General features: G+C 36.3%; 21 protein-coding genes and 1 pseudogene. 20 read left to right on the forward strand and 2 right to left on the reverse strand.

The window, feature by feature from the left end:
- Positions 1-111 precede the first annotated feature (111 nt).
- Positions 112-1,013, forward strand: a pseudogene (locus OXPF_RS23560) (IS256 family transposase); the annotation flags it as partial.
- Positions 1,014-1,195: 182 nt separating this feature from the next.
- Here the strand turns inward: OXPF_RS23560 and OXPF_RS00045 are convergent.
- On the reverse strand, positions 1,196-1,684 hold the full coding sequence (locus OXPF_RS00045; protein ID WP_054873177.1) for a hypothetical protein: 489 nt from the start codon (positions 1,682-1,684) through the stop codon (positions 1,196-1,198).
- 353 nt (positions 1,685-2,037) lie between these two features.
- On the opposite strand from OXPF_RS00045, the gene OXPF_RS00050 reads away from it, so the two are divergent.
- The 7 genes from OXPF_RS00050 (at position 2,038) to OXPF_RS00080 (ending at position 5,528) form a co-directional block, all read left to right on the forward strand.
- Positions 2,038-2,493, forward strand: coding sequence for a hypothetical protein (locus tag OXPF_RS00050; protein ID WP_160317112.1), 456 nt, complete (start codon positions 2,038-2,040; stop codon positions 2,491-2,493).
- 209 nt (positions 2,494-2,702) lie between these two features.
- Entirely contained in the window at positions 2,703-3,011 is a 309-nt protein-coding gene (locus OXPF_RS00055) for a hypothetical protein (protein ID WP_054873179.1), read from the forward strand.
- Between the two features lie 137 nt (positions 3,012-3,148).
- Positions 3,149-3,373, forward strand: a complete 225-nt coding sequence (locus OXPF_RS00060; RefSeq protein WP_054873180.1) for a hypothetical protein — start codon at positions 3,149-3,151, stop codon at positions 3,371-3,373.
- Positions 3,374-3,552: 179 nt separating this feature from the next.
- Complete coding sequence (locus tag OXPF_RS00065) at positions 3,553-3,780, forward strand: hypothetical protein (protein WP_054873181.1); 228 nt, start codon at positions 3,553-3,555, stop codon at positions 3,778-3,780.
- The gene (locus OXPF_RS00070) at positions 3,771-4,157 is read left to right on the forward strand and encodes a hypothetical protein (protein WP_054873182.1); all 387 of its coding nucleotides are present in this window, start codon (positions 3,771-3,773) and stop codon (positions 4,155-4,157) included. Before OXPF_RS00065 ends, OXPF_RS00070 begins: the two co-directional genes overlap by 10 nt.
- Before the next feature lie 95 nt (positions 4,158-4,252).
- On the forward strand, positions 4,253-4,783 hold the full coding sequence (locus tag OXPF_RS00075) for an RNA polymerase sigma factor (RefSeq protein ID WP_278308328.1): 531 nt from the start codon (positions 4,253-4,255) through the stop codon (positions 4,781-4,783).
- On the forward strand, positions 4,776-5,528 hold the full coding sequence (locus OXPF_RS00080; protein ID WP_054873184.1) for a DUF4367 domain-containing protein: 753 nt from the start codon (positions 4,776-4,778) through the stop codon (positions 5,526-5,528). The genes OXPF_RS00075 and OXPF_RS00080 overlap by 8 nt, the downstream gene beginning before the upstream one ends.
- A gap of 20 nt (positions 5,529-5,548) precedes the next feature.
- Here the strand turns inward: OXPF_RS00080 and OXPF_RS00085 are convergent, their stop codons facing one another.
- Entirely contained in the window at positions 5,549-6,040 is a 492-nt protein-coding gene (locus OXPF_RS00085) for a hypothetical protein (RefSeq protein ID WP_054873185.1), read from the reverse strand.
- A gap of 252 nt (positions 6,041-6,292) precedes the next feature.
- Between OXPF_RS00085 and OXPF_RS00090 the strand changes: the two genes are divergently transcribed.
- The 12 genes from OXPF_RS00090 to OXPF_RS00145 all read left to right on the forward strand — a co-directional run bounded on the left by OXPF_RS00090 (position 6,293) and on the right by OXPF_RS00145 (position 20,441).
- Positions 6,293-7,525 (forward strand): hypothetical protein, encoded by a 1,233-nt coding sequence (locus OXPF_RS00090; RefSeq protein ID WP_054873186.1) that lies wholly within the window; start codon positions 6,293-6,295, stop codon positions 7,523-7,525.
- On the forward strand, positions 7,522-8,058 hold the full coding sequence (locus tag OXPF_RS00095) for a hypothetical protein (RefSeq protein WP_054873187.1): 537 nt from the start codon (positions 7,522-7,524) through the stop codon (positions 8,056-8,058). The genes OXPF_RS00090 and OXPF_RS00095 overlap by 4 nt, the downstream gene beginning before the upstream one ends.
- Before the next feature lie 344 nt (positions 8,059-8,402).
- A complete protein-coding gene (locus OXPF_RS00100; RefSeq protein WP_054873188.1) occupies positions 8,403-9,044 on the forward strand; it encodes a cell division protein ZapA in 642 nt (213 codons plus the stop codon).
- A gap of 96 nt (positions 9,045-9,140) precedes the next feature.
- Positions 9,141-11,606 carry a U32 family peptidase gene (locus OXPF_RS00105; protein ID WP_054873189.1) on the forward strand — a complete coding sequence of 822 codons (2,466 nt, stop codon included), beginning with the start codon at positions 9,141-9,143 and terminating at the stop codon, positions 11,604-11,606.
- An 18-nt stretch (positions 11,607-11,624) separates the two neighbouring features.
- Entirely contained in the window at positions 11,625-13,994 is a 2,370-nt protein-coding gene (locus tag OXPF_RS00110; RefSeq protein ID WP_054873190.1) for an endonuclease MutS2, read from the forward strand.
- A gap of 97 nt (positions 13,995-14,091) precedes the next feature.
- Positions 14,092-14,661: a GNAT family N-acetyltransferase gene (locus OXPF_RS00115; RefSeq protein ID WP_054873191.1), complete on the forward strand. Its 570-nt coding sequence runs from the start codon at positions 14,092-14,094 to the stop codon at positions 14,659-14,661.
- Positions 14,640-15,164: a GNAT family N-acetyltransferase gene (locus OXPF_RS00120; RefSeq protein ID WP_054873192.1), complete on the forward strand. Its 525-nt coding sequence runs from the start codon at positions 14,640-14,642 to the stop codon at positions 15,162-15,164. Before OXPF_RS00115 ends, OXPF_RS00120 begins: the two co-directional genes overlap by 22 nt.
- A gap of 50 nt (positions 15,165-15,214) precedes the next feature.
- A complete protein-coding gene (locus tag OXPF_RS00125; protein WP_054873193.1) occupies positions 15,215-16,339 on the forward strand; it encodes a glycosyltransferase in 1,125 nt (374 codons plus the stop codon).
- Entirely contained in the window at positions 16,332-17,042 is a 711-nt protein-coding gene (locus OXPF_RS00130; RefSeq protein ID WP_054873194.1) for a WecB/TagA/CpsF family glycosyltransferase, read from the forward strand. The genes OXPF_RS00125 and OXPF_RS00130 overlap by 8 nt, the downstream gene beginning before the upstream one ends.
- A 131-nt stretch (positions 17,043-17,173) precedes the next feature.
- Complete coding sequence (locus OXPF_RS00135) at positions 17,174-18,079, forward strand: phosphate butyryltransferase (protein ID WP_054873195.1); 906 nt, start codon at positions 17,174-17,176, stop codon at positions 18,077-18,079.
- A 30-nt stretch (positions 18,080-18,109) separates the two neighbouring features.
- Positions 18,110-19,864 carry an indolepyruvate ferredoxin oxidoreductase subunit alpha gene (iorA, locus tag OXPF_RS00140; RefSeq protein WP_054873196.1) on the forward strand — a complete coding sequence of 585 codons (1,755 nt, stop codon included), beginning with the start codon at positions 18,110-18,112 and terminating at the stop codon, positions 19,862-19,864.
- A 1-nt stretch (position 19,865) separates the two neighbouring features.
- Positions 19,866-20,441: an indolepyruvate oxidoreductase subunit beta gene (locus OXPF_RS00145; RefSeq protein WP_054873197.1), complete on the forward strand. Its 576-nt coding sequence runs from the start codon at positions 19,866-19,868 to the stop codon at positions 20,439-20,441.
- The last annotated feature ends 223 nt before the right edge of the window (positions 20,442-20,664 follow it).

Consider the following 20,664-nt stretch of genomic DNA (forward strand, 5'->3'; position numbering starts at 1 on the left):
TATTCCCAGTACAAATTGAGAAATTTCCTAATTTAATTTTGTACGTCTATTTTAATTTGATAAAAGTGGACCTTTACTTCCGATTACAATGTGAGAAAAACTTCCTAGTTTATTTTGAAAATTGACACTAAAGGAATGACGACTAGAGATATTTCAGATCACCTGAAGACAGTATATGGTGTCGATGCGTCTGCTGAGATGATCTCCAAGATGACAGATCGTATACTACCGATAGCACGAGAATGGCAGAACAGACCTCTTGACAGGAAGTACGCTATTGTCTTCATGGATGCTATCCATTACAATGTAAGGCAAGATAATGCCATTGTGAAAAAGGCCGTGTACATAGCCATAGGAATCAAACTGAGCGGGTCCAGGGAAGTTCTTGGTATGTGGGTAGGCGGCAATGAAAGTGCAAAATATTGGCTTGGAGTGCTAAACGAAATTAAGAACCGTGGTGTTGAGGATATCATGATTGTATCCGTTGATGGGCTTACCGGTTTTGGTGATGCAATCCATGCTGTATTCCCACAAACAGAGATACAGAGGTGTATAGTCCATCGGATACGCTACACAACGAAGTTTATCTCATACAAGGATATATAAAACCGTTTATGGCTGATCTGAAACGTGTATATCAAGCTACAACAGAAGAGATTGCATTGCAGGAGTTAGATAAGCTGGAAGAGAAATGGGGCAGCAGATATCCGAACTCCATCGCATCCTGGCGGAATAACTGGCCGCAGCTGGCTACCTACTTCAAATATCCGCTGGAACTGCGGAAGATCATATACACGACCAACTCCATAGAAAACTTCAACCGGCAGTTCAGGAAGGAAGGTTACAAAATCCAAGACTATTTTCCCGACTGACGATGCTCTATTCAAAATGCTGATCTTTCAATGATCGATATCACCAAGAAGTGGAACGGCAGGCCATGGGACTGGGGCAAGATTTTAGAGCAGTTGTGCATATATTTTGAGGGTAGGATTACCCTGGCAGACATAGATTAGGGATTAAGCAAAACGAACGCTGCCAACTATCTGTTGACAGCGTTCTAATCATGTGTAAAAATACATACATCAATACTAATAAGCAACCTATTATGTAAACCATTGTATTTTAGCGTTAATTCAAGAGGTTTACACAAAATAAATTACACTCTAAATAATGACGTATGAACGGTAAATCCTCTTTAATAAATAAGTTCAGGTTGCGGAGGTTCTTCTTTTCCGGCACCCATTAAATAACATATTCTAAAATTGTATACAGCGTCTACAAGATTTGCTTCGGTTTTGTTTATCAATACTTTTTTTACATTTTCATCTTGTATAATACCCCAATATATCCAGTTCCGACCTTTATTATACGAACTAAAATGAAAAAATGCTCCAGGTTCATTTAAAAACACTTCAGAGCTTATTCTAAGTAAACTGTAAGTAAATATGCCTCTTCTTATTATTGCACATGCTGCATGTCCATTCTCATTGACATAGAAAACTGCATACTCTTTATTTCCTATATCGGCTTGATAAAGAAATTCCGTTGCATTTTCTGACCTGCTACTACCCTTCCTGCTTTTTAAAAAATCATATGGTGATTGATTAACATTCTGCATAATCAGCAGTAAAATTAATAAAAAAATCGCCAGGATGGTAATTCCAAGAATCCTTTTCTTATTCATATTAAAATCCTCATATCTCTGAAAGATTATGATTTTATTGTATAAGTATTTAAAATAATGTGTCAATATTAAGCCATTTTGTAACAAATAAGGCATACTGTTAATTTTTTATAAAAATACTGTAACTTTTTAATGTAAAAACAGTCTTATATTATAAATGCAAATTTTATCGGTATATATAATATTTAACTTTTCGGTTTTATGAGTATATCCCGGGGGTTGAGGTGATTGTAGAAGAAGTGATAAGGATATATGTAAAACTATTTGATACATCTCTGGGAGGGTAAAAAATTTGAGGAAGAAAATTTTAACTGCTTCGATAATAGCCGGAACTCTACTTCTAGTATTTATTTGTGCACATTATAGATTCAAATACAATGAAACCATTGATGCTTAATTATGTAACAATAATAAATGTGCATAGTACTATTGACGACGTGGTAGATTTGTGTGAGGGAGAAGACTATAATGAATTATTGATTGAAGAATATGCTGACCATATGATAACTTTGGCGAGGTATGCTCAAATGTCTCCTAATATTGGCGGGATAAGCTATCCACTGTCCAAGATAGAGTATATTATAAAGGGGACTATGCATGATAAAATCGGCAAGGAACAATTAAAATATCTTATTCGTGTCCGGGATAAACTCCGGGTATTTCGTGATAAAATTAATTCAGAATTTGAAGAAATTGAAGAGGTATCTATAGATAGAATAAAAATCGGCATTTTTGGTATCTTCCGCAAATCAAATGTTGATGAGTTAAAAGACATTTTTGACGGATACCCATCAAAAGTTCAATTATAACATAGGGTTTGTAAGCCCTGCTCTATTTGTTGTATTTAAGAATGCTTATAAATATATAAAATAGATAGTCGTAATTATTTCTTGTATCGTGCTACGCCGAAACAGTATTTCATATGTACCGGAATTTTCAGGCCGAGTGTGTATTTTTAAAATTCTTATAATTAATCTATTTTAAGAAATAAAGGAAATTATATATAAGTTTAGGGGGAATGTACTTTATAGAATCCTTGATAAATATAGCTTTATGGTGTATTGGCCTATGGATACTGTTTTTGGTTATCAGACAAGCAATTGATGGTTCTGAAACAGCCGAAAATATAAGGGAGATTCTGAAAATATTAAGCAGTAAGAATTCTGAAACTAGCGATATAGAAAAATATGATAAAGGCGAGGACTATAGTATTAACGAGACAAATATTGATATTTGTCCTGCATGCCATTCACATGTTAATCCAGCCGATAAAAAATGTCCTTCATGTGGCCTTCCTTTAATTATTGAAGAAGATAATAATTTATAATTTTTGAAATAGTCTTGGATTACTTATATAAAATTTGTATAGAATGAGGTGTACATATGCCACTAGAAGAAGTTATAATATATGTTCAGCTGTATTTAGATCTAACCGGACTTGTATAGCTGAAGGGAGGATGTGTAATGAGTGATAAAAAACTGTATAGAAGATTCATCCCCGTAAATATGTACGACATACCAAGCTTTGAAGCCTGGCTCGCTGATATGGCGGAGAAGGGGTTCTTTCTTAACGATTTTGTCTCTCAGTTTGGGAAGTTCACATCGAAACTAATCTTTTCGACGGCGCTGTATTTGGATCAGATAATGGTCAGCAGGTGCTTGTTGTCTATAAAGGAAATAAAGTATTAATTGTCTGGTATGAGGGTGACGTAGAACTGACGGAGAAGTTGCTGCTCATCGCGGAAGTTATGGGCTGATGACTGTGCAAATATGCTGCGGTTTATCAATATTTTTTTACATTTTCATTTTGCAACGAGTCAAATTGGAGACTAGGTTTAATTAATAGTTTTAAAAAGGTGATTATTATCATGATTAAGTATATTAAAGATAAAATGCAGTCTGATATAAGTCTTGTAATTTTTATTACATTCTTAATAGTTTTTGGAATATGGATATATATAACTTACACTGAGCCTATGGAAGTTAATTACAAATACTATGGAATCAAATATAAAGCCGGAAATCCTCAAATTTCAGAACCAATTGCCATTGAAATAAGCGGAAAATATAAAAAAGGATCAGACATATGGTACTAATGTATTTAGACGAAACAAGCTATATACTGGATAAAGTCTCTACCGAACTGCCGATTATAAAATATAATGATGCTTCCGAATTGCATCAGATTGAAATTGCAAAAGAATGGTTAAATAAATATAAAAATGGAAAAGACGGGGATATAATCGGCTTAACGGACAAAGAAATTGTGCTGACCCTTGGACCGGCAAATCTGACTGCTGAAGATAATAAGAAATATATAGAACTTCTTGTATATGAAAAGCAAACTCAGGAAGATGTTTTTAGAGATACATTGCCAAGACCAATCGGTAAGGAATTTATAAATTTTATGATGATAACAATAGAAAAGATTGATAGCAGCTGGAAAGTAACTGAATTTCGTAAAAAGTTTTGATTCGATTCAGGAAAAGTACTATATACCTGTCAGCGTATATGTATGAGATCCCGATGATGAAATAAACAAAGCCCATGATCAGATTATAAAGGCAATTGAACAAAAGCAATTATGATAGAATTTATAAAATTATGAAGATTATCACACAAGATGAGGAACTTGCAAAAGATGTCACCCAGGAAGCATTTTTAAAAGCTTATAAAAATATAAGTAATTTAAAAAATAAAAATAAGTTCGGTCAGTGGGTTTTTACTATAGCACTGAATGTAAAAAATGATATGCTAAGAGAAAAAATCAACAACAGAAACAATACCATTTCTTTATTTGATAAAGACGGGAAAATGCAGGATTACATAATTGAATTAACGGATTTTAATACCCCTGAAAAATCGTATGAATACATTGAGACAATACAGGAGTTAAGAAAATATATAAAAGAGCTTAGTATTGAAGAAAGAGAGATAATTATCTTAAGATACTTAGACAAACTTACATATGAACAAATATCGGAGCAAACCAATGTAAAAGAGAGCACTTTGAGGGTTAAAGCATTGAGGGCAAAGGCTAAAATACTCAATAAATTAAAGGGATATCTTGGGGTAAAGGAGCATAATAGCAATGATTAGAGATATTGATAATAATATTGATAAATTAATTGAAGAAGCTTTGCAAGAAGAATACGACAGCATTGTATGCCCTTCTAAAGAAGAAGCCTGGGAACAATTTTTAATTAATTTGAGAAAAGAAAGAAGAAAAGAAAAATTAAAAAGGTTAAAGCCTTTAATAGCAGCCGGTATAATAATGAGTGTAATGACCGGACTATTTATAAGTTTTCAGGAGCCGGTTTTAGCCTTTGCCGACAGGATAATAAAAAACATAGAAATATTTACGGGTAATACATTTACAATTGATAAAAGCATCGGTAACAATGAAGATACCGGTCCTGGATTAGAAAATGTTACTGATAATAATTCAATGGTTATTGATGCTCAGAATAAAGTAAATTTTAAACTCCTTGTACCAGGGTATATTCCGGAAGGATATAAACTTTCTGTGGTGGATGTAACTGAGCCGGAGATAGTCCCAGAAACAGTTATTTTCGTATATTACAATTTAAACGGACAGGATAAAGATAACTTTATTCAGATAGTTCAAAAAAGCCTGGCTAATAATACAAAAATGTCTATGAATATAAATATTAATGAAAATACTGAAATTAAGCGCTTGGAAATAAATGGAGTAGAATACACCATTGTTAATTATGACAACGAGTTCACCAAAATTTTATGGGATATAGGTAATATAAGCTATAAATTAGATGTAACCATGGATGTAGAAACTGCATTGAAAATATTAAAATCAATGAAATAGGGGGAAATACCCCCTATTTTTTATGGGATATATATGTATGATGAAGTAGAATTTTGAGTTTGTTCTTGAGAACCTTTTTTCGCATAGTGTACCCCGCGTACCCTGTAGTAATTATTACTCTGATAAGAAGAAGTAGTTGCTTTGCTAATAAAAGAAGATGAATATGAATTCCATGTCCATGAGTTAATATCTATCCAGTTTGAACCATCCCATATTTGAAGGTATAAAGTAAGAGTTAGCTGGTCGGCAATATTGTATGCAGTACTTTCTCCATTTAAAGACAGTTTTGTACCGGTATTAGTGATTGAGCAATTCCAATCTGAGAGAAGAGATGATGCATCAAGAGAAAAAATAATATTGATATCTTTACTGCTTCCATATTTAGGGTCTATTGATTCAATACCCTCTGTAGGTTTAGGCGGTTTCATCGGTTTTTCACTTGCAAAAGCCAGTTGATGAAAAGACAGGAAAATTGCCAGGATTAAAATAATCGATTTTACATACTTATACATTATAATTCTCCCTTCGTTTATAAGAAATTATTTTCTATAAATATAAGACTTATAAATTTATAAAATGTTACATTTCTTTTTTAAAAAATTTAACAAAAAAAGATGTAACATTTCTTTTTTAAAAAGGTCTTTAACTATAGAGAAAGATTTTAAGCCTAAAAAAGTAAAACAAAGGAGGAGATAGATATGTAAATATACAACATCGTAGAATAAAAAAGTATAAAATTAAATTAATATCAGGAGGTAAAAAAATTGAAAAAGAAGATTACGATATCAATCTGCCTTTTATTGGTATTAGTACAAGTGCTGATTATAACCCCCATATATGCAGGAAATTTGTCTGAAGCTAAAAATATCACATCTAGTAATGAGTATCAAATAAGATTCTCAGGAGTAACAGATTCTAAAGAATTAGCAAATACACCGGTTGCAACCGGTAAAATATTTAAAGAGGACGGGGTTACACCTGTTGCTAATGCAACTGTTCAGCTTTATGCATGGCCAAGTTCGGATGAACTTGAAAAATTAAAAGAAGGTGATAGCTTCACTCGAACACCCATTGGTAAAACAGTTTCAGATAAAGACGGGAGCTATGTATTACGTATTGATCCAAAAGCTGATATAGAAAAATCATGGTCAAAATTCGGTTCGTTGGATTGCGAAATTGTCACTTTAACTGATACAGGAATTAATTCAACAAGTTTTAGTATAATGAAAGCTGATAAAGAAGAAAATAAAGATAAAACTAAAATAATATATCCAATAGATACTGCATATGCTGATAAATTTAACGGAGAAGTGTATAATGGAATATATGCCGATATTACATTGGTACCGCGACCTCCTAAAGATTCATTCCAATCAAATGATATGGCACCTGCTTATAGTGAATCACTTGAAGAAATTTATCCTGTTGCTCAGTGGGTTAATGTCGGGAATATTCTCATTGGGAATAGTGGTTATACTGAAAAGTTTACTTTTGAATCGGGTGCATCTTGTACTATTGGTGTAGGCTTTTCGCTCTCAGGTTCATATGGCTCATTTTCACCAAGTGGTACAATATCACGTAATAGCACATCTGCAGTTGGATTTCCTTTATATTCAGCCCCAACAGCGCGGTTCATGGATACACAGTTTAAATTTGCAAGATGGGTATGCTTTCCAGGAGATGGTACATGGTACTATTTAGTAAGGGCACATCAATTCGCTGGAGGTGCTCAAACTTCACGGGAAACTACCATACCTACCGGTGGAATTAAATCGAGTTATGCTGCAGGAAGTAGCTACATAAAGCAAACAAACACAGCGACAACTTGGTCAAATGGAGCGAGACTAAACGCGCTTATCGGAATTGATTTATCTTCACGTTGTGGATATTCAAGTACTTCAAAGTTAGAATTCCATTTCAATTCTACAGGATACCTTTATGGAGAAACTGATTATGCTCCAATTACTAATGGGAGGGTTTGGGTGAAAAGTAGTTGAAAATAAAATTTGTTAATCTGTTGTTTTATCTATTGTTATCAATTTCACTTATATTAAATGCATGCTCCATTAATAATGCGAATAATTATCCTCTACTAGTAGACGATGGTGGTAGTGGCCAGGCTGGTATGCATAAAAATCAAGCAGGAGATAGTTGGTCATTCAGTATATTGTTTATAAGAAATATAGGAAACGATTCTATTACCATAAATAACGTATCATTGATTGATGCTATAGATATGTCTATTGTAGAAACTTCACTTATGGAAATCGGTGAAGAAAAGACACTTTTGGGTGTTCAAAAATGGCCAATCGTATTAACAGATGAGTTTCCCCATTTCAATTCTCGGATACCAGCAGAAGGCGCGGTTATTGAACCTGGAGATGCATATAATCTTATTCTTGCTGTAAAATCCCAAGCAAATAAAGCATATACTTCCGGACTTAAGATTGTGTATAAAGATGCAAAGGGAAAACAATATGTGCAAGAATCGCATTATGCATATGCTCTAGATGATACATTAATTGAATAATACTATCATATAAAACAGTGACGCTGAATCGCTGTTTTATATTGCTTATGAATAATCTTATTCTTTCCGCAAAAGCATAATATAGTTGTATATTGTTCTTTTGACTTCCAGGGATTTACATTTCAGAGACTGATAAGAATAAAAGCTGCCCGGGAAAATATCGTGACCGGGTCAGAGAATATATAATAGTAAAAAGTACAGTGTTAGCCTTATATACAGGATTTCTTGAATCTTTGGACTCTGATGAATTTAAAAGAAAATGAGTAAATTGGCTGAAAAGCAGAAGGAAAAACATTTTTTATAAAGAATAATATATCTATTATAAACACGAAAGGATGCGTGTTATGGAAAAGAATAAAGTAACGGTTACGATAAATGGCAGCGAGTACATAATAAGAGGAGAGGAAAGCGACGAGGAGATGCGTGTAATCGCAGCATACGTTGACAGCAAGATAAAAGAGCTTTCTTCACATAATATAAAGCTTAACCCAACCTTTGCATCTGTATTGTCTGCTTTGAATATTGCCAATGAATTGTTCCAGCTAAGAAAACAATACGATGAATTGAAGGGCAAAGTGGAAGACCCGCTTAAGCAGCTTACCAGTTTAAAAACCGAGCATGGTGTTTTGGTGGAAGAAAACAGTAAACTGACTGAGAGCACTGCATTGTTTTCAAAGGAAATTGAGAAAAAGGATGCGGAATTAAGCGCTCTTAATGAAAAATACGAGAAATTGTATAAGGAATATGCAATTAAAAATGAAGAGCTTTCAAATTCCTACCGTGAGTATGAGCTCATGCGCCGTGAAAAGGAAAATAAACAGAAGGAATTTGAAAGGGTTAGGGTTGAGCTGTCTGAATCAAAGCATAAGCTTATAGAGCTTCAAAATCAGCTGCTGCAGAATCAGATTGACATTGTAAAGCTTAAAAAGGAATTTGATGAATATAAGCTCAATTACAAAGGTAATAAAGAAGCGGAAAGTGTATAAGCAGCCAAGGAGCTGCTTAAACTTTTTGTATGAACTTAATAGTTTATGTATAATTTAAATATATGCAAAGAAATAGTTTTAAAGGATTGATTATAAATGTTGGATATTGAGCTATTATCACCTGCAGGCAGCATGGATTCTTTAATTGCAGCGGTAGAAAGCGGCGCCGATGCCGTATATCTTGGCGGAAAGAAATTCAGCGCCAGGCAGTTTGCAGGTAATTTTGATGATGAAGAGATTAAAAGGGCAATTGAATATTGCCATATAAGAGGGGCAAAGGTTTATGTTACCGTAAATACATTGCTTAAGGATTCGGAGTTAAAAGAGCTTCCGGAATATGCAGCCTATCTATATAATAACGGCGTTGATGCCATAATAGTACAGGATATAGGAGCAGGAAAGCTTGTAAAAGATATATTGCCTGAATTTGAAATCCATGCCAGTACCCAGATGACTGCTCATAATCTTGAAGGTGTAAATTTTTTATATAACTCAGGATATAAAAGGGTGGTTTTATCACGGGAGCTTTCATTTGAAGAAATAAAATACATAGGTGAAAACACACCTGCTGAAATAGAAGTATTTGTACACGGGGCTCTTTGCATATGCTATTCAGGACAGTGCCTTATGAGCAGCATGATCGGCGGCAGGAGCGGAAACAGGGGAAGATGCGCTCAGCCCTGCAGGCAAAAGTATAGTCTTACAGAAGGGGGAAACAATCTCAAAAGCGGCTATTTGTTAAGCCCTAAGGACTTAAGCACTATTGAACATATCGATACCATATTAAACAGCCCAATAAAATCACTAAAAATAGAAGGCAGGATGAAAAAGCCTGAATATGTCGCAGCGGTAACATCAATATACAGAAAAGCAATTGATAATTATAAAAATACAGGTAAATCAAAGGTTACTGATGAAGATATAAAGGACCTGACTAAAATATTCAACCGGGGAGGCTTCACAACAGCCCATCTCTTTAATAAAGGCACCTCTGACATGATGAGCTTGGAGCGTCCTAAAAACTGGGGATTATATATAGGAAGCATATCTGCCGTTAACAGAAAAGAAAAAAAGATGGAAATAGACTTAAAGGAAAAGCTTAATAAAGGTGACGGTATTGAGATATGGCAGAAAAACAATGACAATATAGGCTTTACAGTAGACAGGATCTGGGTAAAAGGAACACAGGTAAAGGAAGCACACCCTGGGCAAAAAAATTGGGTGGATTACAGCGGCGGAGAGGTAGGAGACAGCGTATATAAAACCTTTGATATAGAATTGAATGCTAAGCTTGAAAAAGTATATAAAAACGTTGATCCTGTAATAAAGATACCTGTAAGTGCAAAAATGACCGTTAAAAGAGATAAACCTTCAGAGGTGATTTTAACTGACAAGGATGAATTTGAATCAAAGGCTGTAGGCATGGTGCCGGAAGAGGCCAGAAAAATACCTTTGACAAAAGATAAGCTTGAGTCACAAATCAACAAACTGGGCGGTACTCCATTTATAATGGATGATATATCAGCTGACCTTGATGATAATTTGTCCCTGCCCTTAAGCGCCATAAACCAGATGAGAAGGGAAGCAGTGGATGAGCTTATTAATTTAAGAATAAATAGATATATACCGCAAAATGTTTCTATAAACTTAGTAAAGAAAAAAGCAGAAAAACATTTTGAGAACAGGATAGAGCTTCAAAAAAAGCAATTAAGATTAAGCGTGCAGGTTAACAACACTTCCCATGTTGAAAGTGCAATAAAGGGCGGAGCAGATATTATAATACTCGGAGGCACAAAGCTTCGAGGACATTTAATGGATTATAAGAAGGCTGTTGAATTATGCAAGGAGAATGACGTTTTGGTTTATGCCGCCAGCCCAAGGATTATAAAAAAAGAGTATAATATTATTGCAGGAGAATTAAAAAAAGCTGTGGAATACGGTGCCAATAGCATATACGCAGAGAATGCTGGTATAGTAAAATATTGTATGGATGAAGGCATTAATTTTGCCGCCGGTTTTTCCATGAATATATTCAATCATTTAACGGCCGAAACATTTTTAAATATGGGATGCGATTTTGTATCTTTATCGCCGGAGCTTTCCATAAATGAAATTTCAAAAATCGCGCCATATATCAATAACTGTGAAGCATTATGCTATGGACGTATTGAAATGATGGTAAGCGAATACTGCCCTGTCGGAGGTAGCAATGACAAATGCAATAATGCATGCAGCAATAATGGCAATCATCATTTGACCGACAGAATGGGGATGGAATTTCCCGTAGTCACTGACCAATTTTGCAGGAGCCACATTTATAACTCAAAAATACTATCCATGCTGGAAAGCATAGGCGAATTAAAGGACAGCGGAATAGATATATACAGGCTCAATTTTCTGGATGAGGACAAAGATGAGGTTGAGAATATAGTAGGTGCCTTTAAGGAGGCATTAAATTCTGTTCAAAATAAATTGCCTCTAACTGACAAAGTAAATGACATGGTAACAGACATAAAGAAAAGAGGATATACCAAAGGACACTATTACAGGGGAGTAGAATAAAATAAGAGGTGGACTTGAATGAATCAAAGGACTTTAAGGGTACTTGAATTTAATAAAATTATCGATATGCTCTCGGACAGGGCATTATCATCCATGGGCAGTGAAATTGCCAAAAACTTAATTCCCTCAAGTCATATGAAAGAGGTTAAAATAATGCAGGAGGAGACGGACGAGGCTGTAAGCATTATTTTAAGAAAGGGCAGCGCACCATTGGAGGGCTTGAATGATATAAGGCCTGCTCTAAAAAGGGTGAGCATCGGCTCGGTTTTAGACCCGGGGGAATTGCTTAAGATATCCGACCATTTAAGGTGTGCCCGGAGAATCAAGGGCTATATGGATGACAATAAGGAAAACTACCCTATTATTAAGGATTATATTGAGGGTCTGACATCCATAAAAAGCCTTGAGGATGAAATTTCTAACTGCATCATAAGCGAAGAAGAAGTGTCCGATAGGGCAAGCACGACTTTATACAATATAAGAAGGCAGATTAAAGAAAAGAACAGCGCCATAAGGGATAAATTAAGCAGTATAATAAGGTCTTCCGAATACTCAAAGGCATTGCAGGATGCAATAATTACGGTAAGGGGAGACAGATTTGTAGTGCCTGTAAAATCAGAACACAGGGGAAGCTTTCAAGGCCTTGTACACGACCAGTCTTCCAGCGGCTCCACCTTGTTTATAGAGCCTATGGCTGTAGTTGAAATGAACAACGCCATAAAGGAATTAAAAGCAAAGGAAAGGGCAGAGATTGAGAGGATTCTTTCCGAACTGACTCAAAAGGTAGAAGAAAACCTTGATAATATAAGTGTAAACAACGATATATTATCCCAATTAGACTTTATATTTGCCAAAGCCAAGCTTGCCATTGATTTAAAATGCATGCCTCCTTCAATAAACGATGAAGGCTATATAAATTTAAAAAATTCAAGGCATCCGCTGATTGACCCTGATGTGGTAGTGCCTAACAATATTATAGTTGGAAAAGAATTTAGCGAGCTGATTATTACCGGGCCTAACACCGGAGGTAAGACGGTAACATTAAAGACTGCAGGGCTCTTAACACTAATGGCTGCAGCAGGCTTGCAAATCCCTGCCAGTGAGAATTCAACGGTAGCTGTATTTGACCAGGTATTTGCAGATATTGGAGATGAACAGAGCATAGAGCAAAGCCTTTCAACCTTCTCTTCCCATATGACAAATATTGTTGGAATTATGGCGGAAGCAACCTCCAATTCATTATGCCTCTTTGACGAATTGGGAGCAGGTACGGACCCGACGGAAGGCGCCGCCCTTGCCATGGCTATATTGGATGAACTCTATGAAAGAGGGGCAAAGGTAATTGCAACAACTCACTACAGCGAGCTTAAGATATATGCGCTGCAAAGAGAAGGTGTAGAAAATGCATCGGTGGAATTTGATGTTGAAACCCTAAGGCCAACCTACAAGCTTCTAATAGGTATACCGGGAAAATCCAATGCCTTTGAAATATCAAAGAGGCTGGGGCTCTCAGACTATATAATTCAAAAGGCCAGAAATTTAATATCAAAGGATTCATTGGAATTTGAAGAGCTCATAACCAGCCTTCAGAAAAACAGCATAATAGCAAACAAGGAGAGGGAAGAAGCCGAAAGGCTGAAAGCCGAGATTAAAAAGATAAGGGAAGAATACGAAAACAGGAGAGAGAAACTGGAGAAGGCAAGAGATGCGGTAATAAGCGAGGCAAGAAGAGAAGCCCGCAATATTATAAAGGATGCAAAGGATGAAGCCGATGCTTTAATTAAGGAGATAAGACAGGCTGCCCAGGAGGCAGAGGCAGACAGGAACAGGCAAATTGAAGAAGCAAGGAAAAAGCTTAAGGGACGCTTAGATGAAGCAGATGAAAAGCTTTCAAAATCAGCCGTATCTGACAGCAGGCTGAAGCCCTTAAAGGATGTAAAGCCTGGAGATACTGTATTTATAGAAACTCTTAATCAAAACGGTACTGCTTTGACATCTCCGGATATCAAAGGTGAAGTGTCCGTTCAGGTAGGAATTATGAAAATTAATGTCCATATTTCCAACCTTAAGAGAAAGGAAGATACTAAACAAAAGGCTCAAAGCTACACGACTGCAGGAGCATTATCGGGCAGGACAAATGTCATTACATCTTCCATTGATTTAAGGGGCCAGACATTGGACGAAGCCCTGATAAACGTTGATAAATACCTGGATGATGCTTATCTTTCTTCTTTAAGTGAAGTGACCATAATTCACGGCAAAGGTACCGGAGTATTAAGGCAGGGTATAATGGACATGTTAAAACATCACAGCCATATAAAATCCTACAGGCCGGGCAACTACGGCGAAGGCGGTATCGGTGTTACAGTGGTGGAGATAAAAAGATAGTATAATATAATAGTTTAATGGTTTGTCCTAATTATATAAAATCTGTTATAATTATACTGGTATTATAAATGTGCGTTAATGCGAAAGGGATGATGATGTGATTGTAGGAAGCAAGGTCTATATCAGGAGAATGGAAAAGGAAGACATAGCAGCTATCCATAAGTGGTCAAATGACGTAGAGCTTAAAGAGCTTTACGATATGGTTATGGATTTTAAAAGCTATGATGAATTAATGGATAAGTTCTACACCCGGCAGGATAACGAAAATTCAGTCGACTTTACCATAATTGAGAAGGATTCCAAGAAGCCTGTGGGGCGCTGCTTGCTGACAGATATCGATTACATAAATAAAAAGTGTACATGTTCTGTATTCATAGGGGATAAAGAGAGCAGAGATAAGGATTATGGAGCTGAGGCCATGAGCCTGTTATTAAAGTTTGCCTTTGAAGACCTCAATGTAAACAGGGTAGGGCTTTGGGTATTTGATTATAACAAAAGAGCAATAAAAACCTATAAAAGCTGCGGCATGAAAGTGGAAGGAATAATGAGGGAAGGCGTTTATAGGAACGGAAAATATCATGACGTATATCACATGGGGATATTACGGAGTGAATACGAAGAGTTAGCTAAAGGAGGAAGTGATGAATGCTTAGAGGAGAGTATGTAATTCTGCGTGTACCAGAATTAGATGACGCAGATATTATCACTTCATGGCATAACGATAGAGAAGTTACAAAATATCTTGCCGAGAATATATATTCTGTATCAAAAACAGCCCTTCAAGGTTTAATAAAGCAGATATATTCAGAAAAAAACGCCAAGCATTTTTTAATTGAAACAGAAGATGAGATACCCATAGGCTTAGGCTCATTGAATGATATAGACTGGATAAACGGTACTGCTGAAATAAGAGTGGTATTATATGCAAAAAATTGCTGGGGCAGAGGCTATGGCTATGATTGTGTTAAAACCCTTACTGAATATGCTATGTATGAGCTGAATCTTAACACTATATACGTAAAATTAATCGAAGAAAATGAAAGGGCCATAAAATGCTTTCAAAAAGCCGGATATGAAGCCGAAGGCAAGCTCATGAAAAGGGTTATAAAAGAAAATAAATATAAAAATATTATATCCATGAGCATTTACAAAAAGGGCAATAATGAATAATAGATATATTCAAAGGGGGAAAGACCTCCTTTTTATTTTATAAGTGGCAGGTGAGAGATATACGTATTTTACATATAATTTCAGGAAATGACGGCGGCGGGGCAAAAACCCATTTGCTTAATCTCTGCTTAAATTCAGGCAGCTTGTTTAATAACATTATAGGCTGTATCAATGAAGGTGTATTATACCATGAAGCCTTGGAAAAGGGTATAGAAACGGTATTGTTTCACCAAAAATCAAGGTTTGATTTGAGCATTTCTAAAAATATAAAAAATTATATATTAAAAAATAAAATTGACATAGTGAATTTTCATGGAGCTAATCCCAATTTTATATATGTATTTTTAAAGGCAGATATTAAGACTCCCTGTGTCACTACCATTCACAGCGATTACAGATATGATTTTATAAACAATAAACTGAAGTATTTATTATTTACGCCTTTAAATTCATATGCCATAAAGAGCTTTAAAAGTCACATATGCGTATCTGAAAAGATAAAGGAGCTTTTAGAAAAAAAAGGCATGGAAAGTAAAAAATATGTGGTAAACAACGGAATAAATTCTGATGTGCAAATTATTGAAAGCCCTGATGAAATACGGAAAAACTATAAAATAAAAATGGATTCCTTTGTATATACAATGGTAGCCAGGATGCACCCCATAAAAAATCACATTAATTTAATCAAGGCTTTTGAAAAATTATCAGAGGAATTAAAGGATGTGTATTTGCTTTTGGTTGGAGACGGGGAAATGAAAAGTACTTTGAAAAGTACAGCAGCAGCGCTTGGTCTGGATGGCAAGGTAATTTTTACAGGAAGAAAAGAAAATGCCATAGATTATATAAATGCAGGGGATATAAATATTTTAACCTCTTTTAACGAAACCTTTTCCCTGGTCGTTCTTGAAGGAGCAATTGTAAACAAAGCAGTAATATGCTCCGATGTGGGAGATATTAAAAAACTAGTGAATAAAGAAAATGGATTTATAGTTAATCCAAATGATATAGATGATATATATGAGAAAATGAAGCTTGGCTTTATGAATAAAGAAAACCTTCCTTCCATGGGAAAAAAGCTCCATGATGCTGTAATTGAAAATTACAGTATGGATAAATTCTGCCAGAGGTATTTTGACTCCTACAAAAGCATAATCGAAGGTGAAACAAATGGTTAACATACTAGGATTTGATATATACAATTGCAGCAAAAATGAATATGTAGATGAGCTTATGAAGAGGCTTTCTAGAGGTGAAAGAGCAATTATAATATCAGGAAACCCGGAGGTATTATATAACGCCAAAAGCAACAGCGATGTTTTAGGCCTTTGCAATGAAGCTGATATAATCCCCGATGGAATAGGGGTGCTTATAGCCGCCAAATTAACGGGACAGAAAATAACCGAGAAAATAGCAGGAATCGATGTCATGGAAGATATAATGAAAGCTTCGGAAAAACATGGTATGAGCTTTTATTTCTTGGGAGCGGAGGACTGGGTGGTAAAGAAAGCAGCAAAATTGAGCAGTGAAAAATATAATGTTAATGTAAAAGGATTTCATAACGGATATTTTGATATAAATAATTGTCAGTATATTATTGATGATATAAATAAAAGCGGCAGCAACGTGCTTTTAGCTGCCATGGGAGCTCCCAGGCAGGAAATATTCATATCAAAGTATAAAAATGCATTGAACTGCAGTTTGTTAATGGGAGTGGGCGGAAGCTTTGATGTACTGGCAGGCAAAGTAAACAGGGCTCCTCAGTGGATGATAAAGCTGGGGTTGGAGTGGCTGTACAGGGTTTCTTGTGAGCCCTGGAGGATAAAAAGGCTTATAAGTATACCGAAATTTCTTCTGAGAGTATTGTTTTCACAGAAATAAATAATGTTGAACTAATAAATTAACAAATAATTGACGGTATTTTATTGTTAAAAATTGTTTGATAATTTCAAACATTTTGATAAAATAGTATATAAAAGAGTGAATAGTATAAATATGCAGGAGTGAAGTATATGATAAAAAATTTTGACCAGATGATGGAATTGGCCAAAGCATCAAAAAAGATGAAACTGGCAGTAGCGGCAGCTCAGGATTCAGAAGTAATGATAGCTGTGGAAAACGCCAGAAAGCTTAATCTTATAGATGGTATTTTGGTCGGAGACAGCGATAAAATTACTGCCATTGCATCGGAGTGCGGCATTGATTTAGGAAATTATGAAGTAATCGATGTCAAAAAGGATGCTGAAGCAGCAAAAACTGCCGTAAGCCAGGTTTCCTTAGGCAAGGCAGATTTTTTAATGAAGGGGATAATTGGTACTGCAGACCTTTTAAGGGCGGTGCTGGATAAAGAAGTTGGATTAAGAACCAATAATTTATTGAGCCATGTCATGGTTTACAGCATCCCGTCATATCACAAGCTGCTTTTATTAACCGACGGCGGCATGGTCACTTATCCTGATTTGAATCAAAAGGTACAGATTATACAAAACTCCGTAAAGGTTGCAAAAGCGCTTAATATTGAACCTGTAAGAGTTGCTCCTCTTTGCGCGGTGGAAGTGGTCAACCCGGATATGCCGTCGACGGTTGATGCGGCGGTACTGTCAAAAATGAACCAAAGAGGACAGATAAAGGATTGTATCATAGACGGCCCTCTTGCATTGGACAATGCCATAAGCCTGGAGGCAGCAAAGCATAAAGGACTGACAAGCCCTATTGCAGGTGAAACGGATGTATTGCTTGTGCCCAACATTGAGGCAGGGAATCTTCTAGGAAAATCTCTGACCTATTTTGCAAATGCCAAATGTGCCGGAGTAATAATGGGGGCCAAATGCCCCATCGTACTGGTATCCAGAGCCGATTCACATGAATCTAAGCTATATTCGGTAGCTCTCGGCAGTATCGCAGCAAGCCATAAATAATATTTTAGTTTTATTGAGGAGGATATTTTAATGAAGAAGATGCTTTCCGGCAATGAAGCAATTGCCCGTGGTGCGTGGGAAGCCGGATGTACGGTTGCGGCAGCATATCCCGGTACTCCCAGTACAGAGATTTTAGAAAACATTACTAAATATGATGGAATATACGCAGAATGGGCACCCAATGAAAAGGTGGCAGCAGAAGTGGTTTGCGGTGCGTCCATAGCCGGAGCACGCTCGTTAACAGCCATGAAGCATGTCGGCTTAAATGTTGCTGCTGATCCGTTGTTTACAATAGCCTATGAAGGGGTTAACGGGGGGCTGGTTTTTGTTACGGCAGACGACCCGGGGATGCACAGCTCTCAAAATGAACAGGACAACAGATACTATTCAAGAGCATCAAAAGTTGCAATGCTGGAGCCTTCAGACAGTCAGGAAGCAAAGGATTATATAAAGGATGCCTTTGAAATCTCAGAAAAATTCGATACCGTAGTGTTATTCAGGGTAACTACAAGGATTTCACACAGCAAAGGACTTGTAGAGCTTGGTGAAAGAAATGAGGTTGGTGTAAAGCCTTATGTTAAGGATGTTAAAAAATATGTAATGATGCCTGCCCATTCAAGAGTAAAGCACATTGAAGTTGAGGAAAGATTAAAGAGATTAAAGGCGTATTCCAATGATTGTTTCCTTAATAAGATAGAATGGGGTTCAAAAAATATTGGTATAATAACCAGCGGTGTAAGCTATCAATATGCTAAAGAGGTATTTGGTAAGGATGCATCTTATTTAAAAATAGGCATGACTTATCCGTTGCCGGATTTGATGATAAAGAAGTTTGCAAAAGCAGTTGACAAGCTATATATAATTGAAGAAAACGAGCCCTTCATCGAAACAGAGGTTAAAAATCTTGGGATTGACTGCATAGGAAAAGATTTTATCCCATTATGCGGCGAATTGAATCCTGACATTATAAGAAGAGCACTGCTGCCTGTAGAAGAAATACAGACTTATTCTGTAGATGTAAATGTTCCAAGCCGCCCTCCCGTTCTATGTCCCGGATGTCCACACAGAGGCATTTTCTATGCCGTAAGCAAATATAAAGATATTATCTCTTCCGGAGATATAGGCTGTTACACTCTAGGTGTCGTTCAGCCTTTAGGAGTTACTGACACATGTATTTGCATGGGCGCTTCAATATCAGCAGGTATAGGAATTCAAAAGGCATCCATGATGGCTCAGAGGAATGCAAAAGTATTTTCCTTTATCGGTGATTCAACCTTTTTCCATTCAGGTATCACAGGCCTTATTGATGTTCTTTACAATAACAGTCCTATTGTAACATGTATACTTGATAACAGTATAACTGCCATGACGGGACACCAGGAAAATCCGGGTACAGGCAAGAATGCCAAGGGAGAAATTGCCGCAGCCGTTGATATTGAAACGATGGTAAAAGCAATAGGATTTAAAAATATAAGAGTTGTTGACCCATACGACTTAGCTACCACTGAAGCAGCTGTAAAAGAAGCTTATGAATCTACCGAGCCCTTTGTAATAATTACAAAACAGCCCTGTGCACTTATAAAGGAAGTGCAGAAGAAGAGAGCACATTTGTCCTGCTCTATAATTGAAGATAACTGCAAAAAATGCAAGGTATGCTTAAGAACCGGATGTCCGGCAATTTCATTCAGGAACGGAAAAATAGTAATAGACAAGGAAATGTGCAATGGCTGCGGATTGTGCAAACAGGTATGTAAATTCAATGCAATCGAAAAGGTGGGTGAATAAGATGAAGGAAACTAAGAGCATTCTTTTCGTAGGGGTAGGTGGTCAGGGTATAATACTGGCAAGCAAAATACTCACCGAAGGTTTGGTTAAATTTGGATATGATGTAAAAATGTCTGAGGTTCACGGTATGGCACAAAGAGGGGGTAGCGTTACCACCCAAGTAAGATTCGGAGAAAAGGTTTATTCTCCCCTAATCGGCGTAGGTGAAGCTGATGTAATTGTTTCCTTTGAAAAGGTGGAAGCCGTAAGGTGGCTGGAATATTTAAAGCCGGGCGGAACCTTGGTAGTAAACGATTATGAAATTTATTCCGTTCCTGTACTTGTTGGTACGGAACAATATCCGGAAGGAATTATAGAAAAACTTAAAGCTGCAGTACCTAATACAAAAATGGTGGATGCCGCTAAAAAAGCCGAGGAAATAGGAAACATCAAAGCACAGAACGTCCTTATGCTAGGCACCTTAATAAAGGCGCTGGGACTTACGGGTTTAGACTGGGAATCAGTAATAGGCGAGCTTGTAGATAAAAGATTTTATGAATTGAATATTAAAGCCCTTAAAGAGGGTATGAGCGTATAAAAGAGAGGCAAATTGCCTCTCTTTTCGTATCTATATTTACTGTACTAATAAATCAAATTTTGAAGACTCAATTTCAGAAAAATCTATGTTTGTAAAGTAAGCGCGCAATAACAGAGTGCCTTGTAAGATAAATCAGGACTGGCTAAACTACAAGTAGCGGTCATCTATTTCCCGCATATAGCCTGAACCTCTTCCGACCAAGGCATAAGTTCCTCCAAAGATT

Origin of the sequence: Oxobacter pfennigii, assembly GCF_001317355.1 — a bacterium.
Classification (GTDB): domain Bacteria; phylum Bacillota; class Clostridia; order Clostridiales; family Oxobacteraceae; genus Oxobacter; species Oxobacter pfennigii.

What these genes read in the sequence shown, in the direction of transcription:
- OXPF_RS00045 (WP_054873177.1), bottom strand. Translation starts at nt 1,684, where the DNA reads ATGAATAAGAAAAGGATTCTTGGAATTACCATCCTGGCGATTTTTTTA.
- OXPF_RS00055 (WP_054873179.1), top strand. Translation starts at nt 2,703, where the DNA reads ATGTACTTTATAGAATCCTTGATAAATATAGCTTTATGGTGTATTGGC.
- OXPF_RS00060 (WP_054873180.1), top strand. Translation starts at nt 3,149, where the DNA reads ATGAGTGATAAAAAACTGTATAGAAGATTCATCCCCGTAAATATGTAC.
- OXPF_RS00065 (WP_054873181.1), top strand. Translation starts at nt 3,553, where the DNA reads ATGATTAAGTATATTAAAGATAAAATGCAGTCTGATATAAGTCTTGTA.
- OXPF_RS00070 (WP_054873182.1), top strand. Translation starts at nt 3,771, where the DNA reads ATGGTACTAATGTATTTAGACGAAACAAGCTATATACTGGATAAAGTC.
- OXPF_RS00080 (WP_054873184.1), top strand. Translation starts at nt 4,776, where the DNA reads ATGATTAGAGATATTGATAATAATATTGATAAATTAATTGAAGAAGCT.
- OXPF_RS00085 (WP_054873185.1), bottom strand. Translation starts at nt 6,040, where the DNA reads ATGTATAAGTATGTAAAATCGATTATTTTAATCCTGGCAATTTTCCTG.
- OXPF_RS00100 (WP_054873188.1), top strand. Translation starts at nt 8,403, where the DNA reads ATGGAAAAGAATAAAGTAACGGTTACGATAAATGGCAGCGAGTACATA.
- OXPF_RS00105 (WP_054873189.1), top strand. Translation starts at nt 9,141, where the DNA reads ATGTTGGATATTGAGCTATTATCACCTGCAGGCAGCATGGATTCTTTA.
- OXPF_RS00110 (WP_054873190.1), top strand. Translation starts at nt 11,625, where the DNA reads ATGAATCAAAGGACTTTAAGGGTACTTGAATTTAATAAAATTATCGAT.
- OXPF_RS00120 (WP_054873192.1), top strand. Translation starts at nt 14,640, where the DNA reads ATGCTTAGAGGAGAGTATGTAATTCTGCGTGTACCAGAATTAGATGAC.
- OXPF_RS00130 (WP_054873194.1), top strand. Translation starts at nt 16,332, where the DNA reads ATGGTTAACATACTAGGATTTGATATATACAATTGCAGCAAAAATGAA.
- OXPF_RS00135 (WP_054873195.1), top strand. Translation starts at nt 17,174, where the DNA reads ATGATAAAAAATTTTGACCAGATGATGGAATTGGCCAAAGCATCAAAA.
- iorA (WP_054873196.1), top strand. Translation starts at nt 18,110, where the DNA reads ATGAAGAAGATGCTTTCCGGCAATGAAGCAATTGCCCGTGGTGCGTGG.
- OXPF_RS00145 (WP_054873197.1), top strand. Translation starts at nt 19,866, where the DNA reads ATGAAGGAAACTAAGAGCATTCTTTTCGTAGGGGTAGGTGGTCAGGGT.